The following is a 12,533-nucleotide window of genomic DNA, read 5'->3' as shown; positions in this document are numbered from 1 at the left end:
AGTAACGATAGTCACAACATTTGAATACAATTACCGTTTTTTAGCACTAGAAAGTCTTTTTTTAAGTTCGAATCAAATTAAAAATGAATTATAAAACCCCTCAAATCATGAAAACAACAAGAAAAATTACCGCTGCCTTTCTATTTGCATTGGCATTATTTAGTTTTAACGGAGCAAAAGCACAAGAAACCTCAAAATACGACCAAGGTTTTAGACTCGGTTTTGGCTTAAATGCAGGTTATGCTAACGAAGACCCATACAAACTCATTCTGGGAGCCGATGCCCGATTGCAATATGACCTGACCAAAAGATATTCGATAACCTTAACAACAGGTTTCAACAACGTCTTTGTAAGCGAAAATGATGGTGACGACTTAGGTTTTATTCCGGTAAAAGCAGGTTTAAAAGCCTTTGTATGGAATGATCAATTTTATTTAACAGGTGAAGCTGGTGCAGCTTTTGCGGTGACTAATAATTACAACGACACTTCTTTATTGTTGGCTCCGGGAATTGGATATGCTAACAAATATATTGACATTTCGGCGCGCTACGAACACTATTCTGATTTCCCAACTATTAATAATGATGGTACTCCAGGCAAAGGTTTTGGTCAATTTGCGCTTAGACTGGCTTATGGTTTTAAATTGTAATTTATAATAGGAATAAAAAAACTGACAGGTTTTTGAAACCTGTCAGTTTATAACACAGCAATTAAAGGCTTTTATTCTTTAGCCAATTGCTCTTTATACATCGTAAAATTAGCTTTTACTTTTTCTTCTAAATCAGGAACTTGAATGTCGGTTAATTTCTGCATTTCTTCCCAAATAATTTTAGCTACAATATAGCGTGCCATTTCTTTGTCATCGGCAGGAACAATGTACCAAGGTGCTTTTTCGGTAGCCGTTTTATTGATTGCTTCTTCGTAATATTGCATATAAGTGTCCCAATGTTCACGCTCTTTTAAATCTCCGGGCGAGAATTTCCAATGGTGTTCCATATTTTCCAATCGGCGCAACAAACGTTTACGTTGCTCTTCCTTACTCAGATGAAAATAAAATTTCAATACAATTGTCCCATTTTGAGTAATATGTTTTTCGAAATTATTAATCTGTTCAAAGCGATTCTCCCAAAACTGAGGCGTAATATCTTCCAGTTTTTCAATTCCCGGCAAATTTTCATTCAAAATATATTCGGGATGCACACGGGTAACCAAAACATTCTCATAATGTGTACGGTTAAAAACCGCAAATTTCCCTTTTTCTGGCAAGGCCAAATAATGTCTCCATAAATAATCGTGTTCCAGTTCGGTAGAATTAGGCGTTTTAAAACTATGCACCACCACCCCACGCGGATTAAATTCCTTAAAAACCTCCCGAATCAAACTGTCTTTCCCCGAAGTATCCATGCCTTGCAAACAAATCAAAACCCCGTAGCGATTGTGCGCATACATCACATCCTGCAATACACTTAACTTCTCCTGAACTTTTTCCAGCTTTTCTTCCTTATCATCATCACTGGCCTCATTAAATAAATTCGTTGGGATTTTAGACAAACTAATCGCCTTCGTTACTTTAAAATCATCTGGATTAATCGCCTTCATAAGGAATATTTTAACTTTATACTCTCAAATATAAGGAATAAATACTATAATTTTAGCCTTTTATATAGGCCTTTAAGAAGCTATTTCCAGCTATCCGCTTTATCTTTTACTTTTTAAAGAAAAAAGTAAAAGGATACCGCTTCTATCTGGGCTAAGGTAGCTGCTTTCAAAACAAAATACATGGAAAAATTCACACTCGAATTATTATGTCACATCATCGGAATTGGTTCTGCCTCAGGACTTCTTTATAAAGACAATTCCCTGTTTATTGTTGGCGACAACAGCGGTTTTTTATACGAATACCATCTTGATTCTAAAGATTTAAAACGTCATCCGTTAATAGAAAATCCAACCGAAAACATCATCAAAAAAGACAAACCTGACTTTGAAGCCCTAAGTTATTTTCAAGATACACTTTATGCTTTCGGCTCAGGTTCTACTGCAAAAAGGAATTCTATGGTCGAATTTGATTTGGTACAAAAAAAGAAAATTGCCACCAACAATCTATCCGAATTATACGCTGTAATGCAAAATTTCGCCTCCATAAAACCCGAAGATTTCAATATCGAAGGCGTTATTCACGATGGCGAAAACTGGTATTTCTTGAATCGGGGCAATGGAATTTCAAACAAAAACACGCTTTTTAGTCTTCGTGCCAAGAAACTGAATCAAGAATTCACCATGCTATCCAATGACTATAAACTCCCCAAAATTAAAGGAGTACGCAGCAGTTTTACCGATGCCGTTTTGGTTGATGCTAAAATTTATTTTTTGGCCACAGCCGAAGATACCCAATCCACTTATGACGATGGCGAAGTACTGGGAAGCATCATTGGAAGAATTGATTTGGAAACCATGAAAATTGATTTCACCAAAAAAATTAGTGACAGCCACAAATTTGAAGGACTGACCGTTTTTAAAAAAGACAATAATAAAATTGAATTTCTGCTTTGCGAAGACAAGGATACCGAAATTCTTGAAACCGCTATTTATAAATTATCTCTAAATCTTAAATAATCATGACCGACTTAAAAAATAAAAATGCCCTGATTACGGGCGCAGGAAAAGGAATTGGTAAAGCAGTCGCAATTGCTCTGGCTAAAGAAGGTGTAAACATCATTTTAGTAGCCCGAACACAAGAGGACATTGACAGCGTTGCACTAAAAATAAAATCTTTAAGAGTAAAAGTATTGGCTATAACTGCCGATGTTTCTGATATTAATTCCATTAATGCAGCTGTTGAAAAAGCCCTAGCCGAATTTGGAACTATTGATATTTTAATCAATAATGCCGGAATTGCCGCTTTTGGAAAATTCATGGAACTGGAACCTGCCGCTTGGGAACGCATCATTCAGGTTAACTTAATGGGAACCTATTATACTACGCGCGCCGTTTTACCTAACATGATCGAAAGACAAACGGGCGATATTATCAATATCTCTTCGACTGCGGGATTAGCAGGAAATGCTTTAACGAGTGCTTACAGTGCATCTAAATTTGCTGTTCTGGGATTGACTGATTCGCTTATGCAAGAAGTTCGCAAACACAACATTAGAGTTACGGCTTTAACGCCAAGTACCGTTGCCACTGATATGGCAAAAGAATTAAACTTAACCGATGGAAATCCGGAGAAAGTAATGCAATCGGAAGACATAGCCGAATTAATCATCGCCCAACTTAAACTCAACCGACGCGTATTTATCAAAAATAGCAGTATTTGGTCAACGAATCCCTAAAAAAATAAACTCCAATAATTGGAATTTAAGTATTGGAGTTTTATATTTATTAAAAAACTAAACAAATGGAAAACTATTTAAGACAACTGGTTTCAATAGAATTTCTGGATAAAAAAGAAATTTATAACGGTTTTCTCATCGACTATTCTGATGATTGGATTTTATTAAGAAATAATCCTATTGACTTTATAGTAGATGGCTTTGTTATTCTTAGAAATAAGAATGTAGAACACATTCACAGAGATGAAGAACTTGAATTCACTGAAAAAGTGATTCGGTTAAAAGGATCCAAAACAAATGCTGAAGACATTATTCCTATCAAAGATTTAGATTCTATTATTCGCTACATTGATAAAAAACACGGTGTTTTTCAAATTGCAAAAAAATCAGCTAAATCCGCATATTTAGGAAAATTGATTGAATTAAACAATGAAGAACTGACTATTGACTTTCTAGATATCAGAGGTGAATTTGGAGGCGAATTAAGTTTTAATCCCGAAAAAATAAGAGTCATTGAATTTGACACCGATTATATCAATTCGTTGAAACTGGTAGCTCAGGAAAATCAAAACAAGCACTAAATTAGCTAGAAAAAACCATTAAGAGATTTAAGTTTCATTAAGATTTTGCTCCTTAATTTCCTTAAATCTCTTAATGGTTTAAAAAAACTTACGTGTCTTATACCTTAAAAAACACACTGATAACCAATCAGATACCGATTTTTAGTTATTATATTTTAAAAAAAAATTGACTTCTCTCCCAACCTTTTTCCTTTTTTAACGCTCTTTATTATTAAAGACCATATTGTGATAAACGAAAATCTAATAATAGCTTGCAAAAAAATGCAACGCGATGCCCAGCGTCAGGTGTATGAGTTTTTGGCGCCTAAACTATACGCAAGTTGCAAGCGCTATTTAAAACAGGAAGAGGAAATTGAAGAAGCCTTGGCAGATGCTTTTTATATCATTTTTACCAAACTAGACCAATTAAAAGAAATTGGTGCTTTTGAAGCCTGGGCCCGGAAAATAGCTGTCAATCAATGTTTGGCAACTATTAAAAAGAAAACCAACTTCAATATGTATCTCGATGATGTCAAAACATTGTCGCAAGCTTTTACTGATGAGATGACGAATCTTGAAGAAGAAGATTTACTTGATTTACTCAATCATATTCCTGTGGGATGCAAGACTATTTTTAACCTCTTTGTCATTGAAGGCTACAGCCACAAAGAAATAGCCAGCATGCTTAACATTTCTGAAGGCACTTCAAAATCACAATTGAATGCTTCAAAAACAAAATTGAAGGAATTAGTAAATAATCTGTATTACCAAAAATCGAATTAGTCATGGACAATCAAGATAAAATAATTAACAAAATCAAAAGCGCTGCTCAAAAGGCAGAACACCAGGATTTTCCAGGAATGGATAAAGTTTGGGCGCGTGTAGAAGACAAGCTCGATCAAAAAGTACTGGAAACCAAAACCAAACTATGGAAAAAATTAGCCATAGCTGCTTCATTACTATTGTTTATTTCTTTGGGTTACCAATTTTTCAAAAAGGACTCTAAAAACGATGCTATTATCGAAAGTACTTCTATCAAAGTTGCCGTTCAAAAAGAAAAAACTTTGAATGATAGTATTATTCCGTCTGATAAAATCAAACCGGAAGCGACTGAAATTTTGCAAAAACAATTAGAAAAGAAAAATCCGGTTGCAGTAGTTGAAAATCCTACTCCAAAAAATGACACCAAAATAATTGTTTCTGATAAAAAGGCTGAAGAATCCAATATTCAGGCAGACGGAATCATCAGTCAGGAATCGAATAGTATTTTAAGTGTAGCTCCGTCAGCTCCTGTAGCGGCAAAAAGCCTTACACCAGTTGCCAATGAATACAAAGAAAAAGCAGCTATGTTTTTTTCAAAAACCAGCCCTGTAAAAACTATTTCAGGTGTTTTAACTGATGCAAAAGACAACATGGTTATTCCGGGAGCATCAATTCAAATCAAAGGAACCAAAAAAGTTGCCTTTACTGATTTGGAAGGAAAATATACGATAGATGCTGAAAAAGGGGAAATACTAATTTTTAACATGATAGGGTACAAAACTAAAGAAGCTATAGTTAGTAACTCGGATGAATTAAATCCTAAACTCTCCCCCGCCTCCGATGCTTTGAATGAAGTTGTTGTAGTGGGTTATGGAACAGCACGAAAAAATCAGGCAAAAAATGCAGCGCCAATAGCTAAATATGGGACAACCAAATTTTACAAGACTAAAAAAGAACAAACAGTTCCGCAAATAAAAGATGCTTTATATGTAATTAACGGAGAAGCATTCGACGAAGTTTCCTTATTTGGTCCCAATCCTACAAGCCCCTATGCCCCATTGGACAAACAAAAAATTGAAAGTGTTCAAGTTTTATCTAAGGAAGAAATTTATAAATACAGCAATGTAATTAGCCAGAGAACTTACAATGGAGTAGTAATTATTACCACTGAAAACGGAATTCCACTGAAGCGTTAATTCGCAAAAATACTGTCAAACATTTTAAAAATTATTGTCATGAAAAGTCTAAAACTTATTTCATCAGCCCTTGCTATGCTCTTTTCTATCCTAACTTTTGGACAGGAAATCACCATTACCGGAACAGTAACTGACCAGACTGATGGTTCAGTTCTTCCTGCTGTTTCTGTTACAATTAAAGGAACTAAAACAACTACTCTGACTGATTTTAACGGAAATTATTCCATTCAGGCTCAAAAAGGAAAAATATTAGTTTGTAGCTACATCAGTTATCAAACCAAAGAGGTAAAAATTGGAAACTCAAAAGTGATCAACATTAGTCTACAAAGTAATTCTTCATCCCTACAGGAGATTGTCGTTATGGGATATGGGAACAACCATAAAGGCAAACTTTACTCTGCTAAGGCTGTTGCTTATGAAAAAAAGAATTTAAACAAGGTTGCTTTGAACCAACATACGAGAACGACTGCAATGGTAATGCCTGCAAAAGCAAAAGCTGAATCAATTACCGAATCTCTTCAAATTTATGGGAATACAAATCCCATAAACATCAATCCTCCATTGCCAAACACGCCCAATCAGGAAGATTACGAAACTTTTGTTGAAAATCAGTTTGAAACTCCTAAAAACGCGCCTCTTTCTACCTTTTCTATCGATGTGGACAATGCTTCTTATACTAACATTCGTCGTTTTATCAATAACGGACAAGCCGTTCCTAAAGATGCCGTTCGAATCGAAGAAATGATGAACTTTTTCAAATATAATTACCCACAACCTAAAGAAAATCATCCTTTTTCTATTAATACGGAATACAGCGATTGTCCTTGGAACAGCAAACATAAATTATTAAAAATAGGATTGCAGGGCAAAAACATTCCAACCGAAAGTTTACCCGCTTCCAATTTGGTTTTCCTGATTGATGTGTCAGGTTCTATGAGCGATCCCAACAAACTCCCATTGCTCAAACAATCGATGAAAATTTTAGTGAACGAATTAAGAAAAGAAGACAAAGTTTCCATGGTGGTTTATGCAGGAGCAGCAGGAATGGTTTTGCCACCAACCTCCGGGGATCAAAAACAAACGATTATTGATGCTTTGGACAATCTGAATGCAGGAGGTAGTACTGCAGGAGGTGCCGGAATTGAATTGGCATACAAAACTGCTATTGCCAACTTTATCAAAGGAGGAAATAACCGTGTCATTCTGGCTACTGACGGCGATTTTAATGTAGGCACTTCATCAAACAAAGACATGGAAACCTTAATTGAAGAAAAACGAAAATCAGGTGTTTTCCTGACTTGTTTGGGTTACGGAATGGGAAATTATAAAGACAGTAAAATGGAGATTCTTGCCAATAAAGGAAATGGAAATTATGCATACATTGACAACATTCAGGAAGCCAATCGCTTTTTAGGAAAAGAATTCAAAGGTTCGATGTTTGCCATTGCCAAAGATGTTAAAATCCAAATTGAATTCAACCCAAAACATGTCCAAGCTTACCGCTTAATTGGTTACGAAAACCGAAAATTACGCCCAGAGGATTTTAAAAATGATGCCATTGATGCAGGTGAATTAGGAAGTGGACATACCGTTACCGCTTTATACGAAATCATCCCAACAGGCATTGACAGTGATTACAGCGTTGCCGATTTAAAATACACAAACACGACTATAAACAAAGAGTCTTATAGTAATGAATTAGCCACCATAAAATTCAGATATAAAAAACCCGATGGTGACAAAAGTATCGAAATGATTCAAACCATTGCCAACCATTCTGCTCAACTCGCCACTACTTCAAACGATTTTAAATTCAGTTCAGCTGTAGCCTGGTTTGGATTAAAACTAAGAGATTCCAAACTCGTAACCGACAAAGAATCAAAATCAATTTTAAAACTAGCCCAACAAGGACTTAGCAACGACAAAGAAGGTTACCGTACTGAATTTGTTCGATTAGTAGAAGCAGTGCAATAATTCATTAAAAACAAAACCATTAAGAGCTTAATTTTCTTAATGGTTTTGTTTTTTTATAGACTTATAGTAAAAAGAATATATTACATTTTCTTTTGGAATGCTTCTCTCTTTTTTTGCTCTTTTAAAATCACACTAATATGTGGCTGAGTCCATTTTTTAATTTCACTTTCAGCTATATTCAGACTATTTGGACTGGAAACTAACTGATACCAAGGTTTTGGTTTGTCAAATTCATAAGCTCCAAAAACAATCACAGGAGTTCCTTTGACTTTGACGTTTTCATCATCCTTAAGTTCCCATTCATCAGCCCAATCATACAGATATTTAGCATCTTTTTCCTGAAGTCTCAAACAAGAATGTGAGGCTGGATAACCTGGTAATTCATATTGATGCCATCCTACACCTAGTTTGTTTTCAATATTAAAATTCCATTTTAAATCCCACTCATCGTTAAAAGTACTGATAGTTTCCTCTGCTTTCCAATTGGTAAAAAACAATCCTGTTGGTGTGGGATCCTTTTTTCTACCCATATTTGTTGGTCCTGTGTAAACCAACTGGCCATGCTCATAAGCTCCAAATGTTTGTGTTGGATATGAAAAGTAAATGATTTTATCAATTTCTTCCAAATAAGGAATTTCTAGCGGAAAAGGCAAATAATAAGCTAAATCTCCCGAGCTGTCATTGGGCACTACAATGGAATCTAATTTTTTAAGATTTTGGGCATCCGTTCTATTAATAGCATACACAATATGAAATTGTGTACTATCATTGGCCGTTTTTTCTAACCATTCTTTAGTGTTTTCAAAATGATAGAAAACATCCTTTGGTTTTTTGCGCTCAATTTTAATTACTTTTTTTTCTTCTTTTACTGTTTTATCATTCTCTTTACAAGAAAATAAAACAGAACCTACAACAGCACTAAGTATAAATAGTATTGGCTTCATAATGATTCAATTTTTAATTATTTAAAATTACCCTATTAAAAGCTCTACTCCCTTATACAATTAACCTAAGGATTTATAAAATTTAACCTTTGATGTAAATAAAAAACCATTAAGAAATTAAGTTCCATTAAGTTTTGCGCTTAATTTCCTTAATCTCTTAATGGTTTAAAAACTTATATGACTCCTGCCTGTCGGCAGACAGGTATATGTTTAAATCTAAACCAAAGCAGCAGCAAATTCCATTCGAACACTTCCGTCTTCATCAATTTTAGTCAAATTGATTTGGTGCAAAGTATTCACTAATTCCGGATTCCAAGGCGTTTTTACTTTTACGTAATTCTCGGTAAAACCATGAATATAACCTTCTTTATTTTCGCCTTCAAATAAAACTGTTCTACTGGTTCCTAACTGACTTTCGTAAAAAGCACGGCGTTTTTTAACCGATAATCCGCGGAGCATTTTGCTGCGCTTTGCACGAACATTCGAAGGAACCACTCCTTCCATTTCGGCAGCTTCGGTATTATCACGCTCTGAGTACGTAAAAACGTGTAAATACGAAATATCCAAATCATTCAGAAAATGATAGGTTTCTAAGAAATGGGCATCGGTTTCTCCCGGAAAACCTACAATCACATCCACGCCAATACAGGCGTGAGGCATTACTTCGCGAATTTTATTCACTCTTTCGGTATAGACTTCTCGCAAATAGCGACGCTTCATCAATTTCAAAATATCATTGCTTCCTGATTGTAGCGGAATATGAAAATGCGGTACAAAAGTTCTACTTTTCGAAACAAATTCAATCGTTTCATTCTTCAATAAATTCGGTTCGATAGATGAAATTCGCAAACGCTCTATTCCTTCTACCTCATCCAAAGCCTGAACCAATTCCAGAAATGTATGCTCGTGTTTTTTATTCCCAAATTCCCCCTTACCGTAATCCCCAATGTTTACTCCAGTAAGAACAATTTCTTTGATATTTTGCGCCGAAATCTCTTTTGCATTTTTCAATACGTTCTGCAATTCGTCACTACGGGAAATCCCACGAGCCAACGGAATAGTACAATAAGTACATTTATAATCGCAGCCATCCTGAACTTTCAAAAAAGCACGGGTACGATCTCCTATAGAATAACTGCCTACATAAAAATCGGCTTCGGCAATCTCGCAGGAATGCACTTCGCCCATGTCATTTTTAGACAAATCATTGATATAATCGGCTAATTTGAATTTCTCGGTAGCGCCTAAAACCAAATCCACTCCATCAACACTCGCCAATTCTTCGGGTTTCAATTGGGCATAACAGCCTACAGCAGCAACAAAAGCTTTGTCATTCAGCTTCATCGCTTTGCGCACGACTTGTTTAAATTGTTTATCAGCATTTTCGGTAACCGAGCAAGTGTTGATGACATACATATCCGCCACTTCCTCAAAATCCACACGGTCAAAACCCTCGTCCTGTAAGTTACGGGCAATTGTCGAAGTTTCTGAAAAATTCAGTTTACAGCCTAAGGTATAGAAGGCCACCTTTTTTCTTTTTTCCATAAGTAAGCGCTATCTAATGAAATCGTTGTCAAAAAAATAGCGTGTGCAAATTTACAAACAAATACGGGAACTGTACAAGGAATTTTATTTTATTCTAATTCAGGTTGTGGGCGTGTCCCTCCAGATGGCTTCGTCATGCTTCCTCGCCACTTTCGGGTCGGGCTGTCCGCTATATTCCCGATTAAAAAAACTACGGCATTAGCCTTGTTTTTTAAAATCGGGAGATGCCGCTTCCATCCCTCACGCAGTCTCGTTTAGTGAGAAAAATTTGATTTAAAAGATTGTTTTGTAGTTTTTTTCGATATATTTGAAATAAATCAAAAATCAACCTTAGTACAATTCTATGAAACTCTTCAAATATTTATTTTTATTACTTATGGTTGTAATCTCATGCAAAAAAGCAGAAGAGGCTAGTCTGGAATCACCTAAAAGCACCTTCAATTCTCCTTTCCCTAAAAATAACAAACAACTCGATAGAATTTTCGGCGAAACATTGTTAGTCAAAAAATACAATGACACCTTAGTTTTAAATATTAAATCGAACAAATACACTAATCTAATAACCACTAAAGAAGGAGATACCCTTTTCTATGGCAAAGTATGTATATATAGAGACTACTACTATTTCAATCACAAAGTTAACGACACTAGCTATTACATTAGTGCATTCAAAATAAAAGGAAATTTAATTTATGGTTTAGATTTTGGACCCCAGTTTTTTGCAGTGGATGAAAATATTTTAAAAGGGGTTTATAAAAAAGAATTAGTATCTATCAATTCAGATACAACTGTAATTAGCTTAAAGACTAACAAAGTCGAATTAAAAAAATTGTTTACAATCATAATGAACAATACGGTTCCCGATACACTTATTCAACCAAAATCAACAATAAATACTATTTCAAAAAACGAATTAGTCACTGAAAAAGATGAAGATGATTCTGAAAATTTAGAATATTCAGTGAAAGCCTATCCAAATCCAGCTGTAGATTATATCAATGTTGAAACAAATAAAAAATCTAGTTTTCAGCTATTCATCAGTTCTAATAAACTTATATTAGAAGGCCAACTTACTGATGGAAAAAACAAAATAGATATTAGCAATCAACAATCAGGTTTGTATTTTCTCATTGTAAAAAACATCGAAAACAATCAATCTAAAACAATGAAAATAATCATTAAATAGACTTCCTATTTATGATCAATACTTCAGTTGACAATACAAACTTTATGAAAAAAATCATTTCATCCCTTTTTTTATTCGCTCTCATCTCCTGTAATCCATTTGATGAAAACAGAGTTTTAAATTATAAAGATGAATTGAATGAATTAGCTTCAAAAATTAGAAAATACCCAGATGGCACTTTTGACAAGGATGATATTGATGAATTTCTAATTGGGGACATTGAAAGTTTAGGAATTGATTTGGTAGTTAAAAATGGTATAAAAAAGAACCCAACCTATTTGGGATTTACAGAAGAAAATGACAGCCTAATTATTTTTATAAAAAAAGCCAACAACATATTTAACACCGAGAAAAGGATTATTTATGATTTTCATAAAATCCCAAAAAACTATGGAAATCAAAATATTCCAAATGCTTCTTATACTATTAAACAACTTGATGACAGATGGTATTATTCTGAAGAGGGATTTGATTAATACAATAAAAACAAAATATATAATATGAAATACATTCTTTCAATACTTTCTTTTATCCTTACTCTTAGTTGCAATACAAAAAAAATAGAACGTGAAAACGAACCTGATATCTACAATGTAGAAAGTAGCGATATTGAAATGAATGAAGCTATAAAAAAAGCTCAAAAAACTTTAGACAGTTTCGAAATTGCCATACAAAATAACAGTCGTGTTTTTAAATTTTTCGGTTTAAAAAAACGCTTTGAAGAAAACGGAAATATTGAACATATTTGGATTGGAAACATTATAAATTCCAATGGAAAATTTTATGGAATAGTAGACAATTTACCCGAAAAAATAACCAATGTAAAACTTGGTGATACTGTAGAAATTAATAAAAATGAAATTAGTGATTGGATGTATGTTAAAAACTCCAAATTGCATGGAGGATATACGATTCGTTTATTAGTTAAAAGAATGTCTGAAAGTGAAAGACAAGATTTTGAAAAAAATAGCGATATTAAACTTTAAAATTAAAATTTAATCTGCTCTGCGAAGTTTACACACTTCCATCC

At 34.3% G+C, this 12,533-nt stretch carries 13 protein-coding genes; 10 read left to right on the top strand and 3 right to left on the bottom strand.

The window, feature by feature from the left end; translation table 11 throughout:
* The first annotated feature begins 107 nt into the window (after nucleotides 1-107).
* Complete coding sequence (locus BIW12_RS11295) at nucleotides 108-650, top strand: hypothetical protein (protein ID WP_071186348.1); 543 nt, start codon at nucleotides 108-110, stop codon at nucleotides 648-650.
* A 71-nt stretch (nucleotides 651-721) separates the two neighbouring features.
* Here BIW12_RS11295 and BIW12_RS11290 read toward each other — a convergent pair whose 3' ends face one another.
* On the bottom strand, nucleotides 722-1,600 hold the full coding sequence (locus tag BIW12_RS11290) for a PPK2 family polyphosphate kinase (RefSeq protein WP_071185206.1): 879 nt from the start codon (nucleotides 1,598-1,600) through the stop codon (nucleotides 722-724).
* A gap of 180 nt (nucleotides 1,601-1,780) precedes the next feature.
* Between BIW12_RS11290 and BIW12_RS11285 the strand changes: the two genes are divergently transcribed.
* The 6 genes from BIW12_RS11285 (at nucleotide 1,781) to BIW12_RS11260 (ending at nucleotide 7,828) form a co-directional block, all read left to right on the top strand.
* Nucleotides 1,781-2,617 (top strand): DUF6929 family protein, encoded by an 837-nt coding sequence (locus tag BIW12_RS11285; protein WP_071185205.1) that lies wholly within the window; start codon nucleotides 1,781-1,783, stop codon nucleotides 2,615-2,617.
* Nucleotides 2,618-2,619: 2 nt separating this feature from the next.
* Nucleotides 2,620-3,336, top strand: coding sequence for a 3-ketoacyl-ACP reductase (locus tag BIW12_RS11280; RefSeq protein WP_071185204.1), 717 nt, complete (start codon nucleotides 2,620-2,622; stop codon nucleotides 3,334-3,336).
* Between the two features lie 65 nt (nucleotides 3,337-3,401).
* The gene (locus BIW12_RS11275; protein ID WP_071185203.1) at nucleotides 3,402-3,917 is read left to right on the top strand and encodes a hypothetical protein; all 516 of its coding nucleotides are present in this window, start codon (nucleotides 3,402-3,404) and stop codon (nucleotides 3,915-3,917) included.
* A 261-nt stretch (nucleotides 3,918-4,178) separates the two neighbouring features.
* Complete coding sequence (locus tag BIW12_RS11270; RefSeq protein ID WP_071185202.1) at nucleotides 4,179-4,679, top strand: RNA polymerase sigma factor; 501 nt, start codon at nucleotides 4,179-4,181, stop codon at nucleotides 4,677-4,679.
* Between the two features lie 2 nt (nucleotides 4,680-4,681).
* A complete protein-coding gene (locus BIW12_RS11265) occupies nucleotides 4,682-5,854 on the top strand; it encodes a carboxypeptidase-like regulatory domain-containing protein (RefSeq protein ID WP_071185201.1) in 1,173 nt (390 codons plus the stop codon).
* 39 nt (nucleotides 5,855-5,893) lie between these two features.
* Nucleotides 5,894-7,828: a vWA domain-containing protein gene (locus tag BIW12_RS11260; RefSeq protein ID WP_071185200.1), complete on the top strand. Its 1,935-nt coding sequence runs from the start codon at nucleotides 5,894-5,896 to the stop codon at nucleotides 7,826-7,828.
* Between the two features lie 80 nt (nucleotides 7,829-7,908).
* Here BIW12_RS11260 and BIW12_RS11255 read toward each other — a convergent pair whose 3' ends face one another.
* Nucleotides 7,909-8,772: a L,D-transpeptidase gene (locus tag BIW12_RS11255; RefSeq protein WP_071185199.1), complete on the bottom strand. Its 864-nt coding sequence runs from the start codon at nucleotides 8,770-8,772 to the stop codon at nucleotides 7,909-7,911.
* Nucleotides 8,773-8,988: 216 nt separating this feature from the next.
* Nucleotides 8,989-10,317: a tRNA (N(6)-L-threonylcarbamoyladenosine(37)-C(2))-methylthiotransferase MtaB gene (gene mtaB / locus BIW12_RS11250; RefSeq protein WP_071185198.1), complete on the bottom strand. Its 1,329-nt coding sequence runs from the start codon at nucleotides 10,315-10,317 to the stop codon at nucleotides 8,989-8,991.
* Between the two features lie 343 nt (nucleotides 10,318-10,660).
* Here mtaB and BIW12_RS11245 point away from each other — a divergent pair, with 343 nt between their 5' ends.
* From BIW12_RS11245 to BIW12_RS11235, 3 genes are read left to right on the top strand one after another with little or no spacing between them, the layout of a single operon-like run.
* A complete protein-coding gene (locus BIW12_RS11245; RefSeq protein ID WP_083382109.1) occupies nucleotides 10,661-11,503 on the top strand; it encodes a T9SS type A sorting domain-containing protein in 843 nt (280 codons plus the stop codon).
* Nucleotides 11,504-11,547: 44 nt separating this feature from the next.
* The gene (locus tag BIW12_RS11240; RefSeq protein ID WP_071185196.1) at nucleotides 11,548-11,979 is read left to right on the top strand and encodes a hypothetical protein; all 432 of its coding nucleotides are present in this window, start codon (nucleotides 11,548-11,550) and stop codon (nucleotides 11,977-11,979) included.
* Nucleotides 11,980-12,003: 24 nt separating this feature from the next.
* Entirely contained in the window at nucleotides 12,004-12,489 is a 486-nt protein-coding gene (locus tag BIW12_RS11235) for a YegJ family protein (RefSeq protein WP_071185195.1), read from the top strand.
* The last annotated feature ends 44 nt before the right edge of the window (nucleotides 12,490-12,533 follow it).

It is taken from the genome of Flavobacterium commune, from assembly GCF_001857965.1.
Lineage (GTDB): Bacteria > Bacteroidota > Bacteroidia > Flavobacteriales > Flavobacteriaceae > Flavobacterium > Flavobacterium commune.
This window is presented reverse-complemented; position numbering and strand designations above follow the sequence as displayed.

Bases quoted from the DNA above. Each gene is read 5' to 3' on its own strand.
- BIW12_RS11295 (WP_071186348.1), top strand. From the start codon at position 108: ATGAAAACAACAAGAAAAATTACCGCTGCCTTTCTATTTGCATTGGCA.
- BIW12_RS11290 (WP_071185206.1), bottom strand. From the start codon at position 1,600: ATGAAGGCGATTAATCCAGATGATTTTAAAGTAACGAAGGCGATTAGT.
- BIW12_RS11285 (WP_071185205.1), top strand. From the start codon at position 1,781: ATGGAAAAATTCACACTCGAATTATTATGTCACATCATCGGAATTGGT.
- BIW12_RS11280 (WP_071185204.1), top strand. From the start codon at position 2,620: ATGACCGACTTAAAAAATAAAAATGCCCTGATTACGGGCGCAGGAAAA.
- BIW12_RS11275 (WP_071185203.1), top strand. From the start codon at position 3,402: ATGGAAAACTATTTAAGACAACTGGTTTCAATAGAATTTCTGGATAAA.
- BIW12_RS11270 (WP_071185202.1), top strand. From the start codon at position 4,179: ATGCAACGCGATGCCCAGCGTCAGGTGTATGAGTTTTTGGCGCCTAAA.
- BIW12_RS11265 (WP_071185201.1), top strand. From the start codon at position 4,682: ATGGACAATCAAGATAAAATAATTAACAAAATCAAAAGCGCTGCTCAA.
- BIW12_RS11260 (WP_071185200.1), top strand. From the start codon at position 5,894: ATGAAAAGTCTAAAACTTATTTCATCAGCCCTTGCTATGCTCTTTTCT.
- BIW12_RS11255 (WP_071185199.1), bottom strand. From the start codon at position 8,772: ATGAAGCCAATACTATTTATACTTAGTGCTGTTGTAGGTTCTGTTTTA.
- mtaB (WP_071185198.1), bottom strand. From the start codon at position 10,317: ATGGAAAAAAGAAAAAAGGTGGCCTTCTATACCTTAGGCTGTAAACTG.
- BIW12_RS11245 (WP_083382109.1), top strand. From the start codon at position 10,661: ATGAAACTCTTCAAATATTTATTTTTATTACTTATGGTTGTAATCTCA.
- BIW12_RS11240 (WP_071185196.1), top strand. From the start codon at position 11,548: ATGAAAAAAATCATTTCATCCCTTTTTTTATTCGCTCTCATCTCCTGT.
- BIW12_RS11235 (WP_071185195.1), top strand. From the start codon at position 12,004: ATGAAATACATTCTTTCAATACTTTCTTTTATCCTTACTCTTAGTTGC.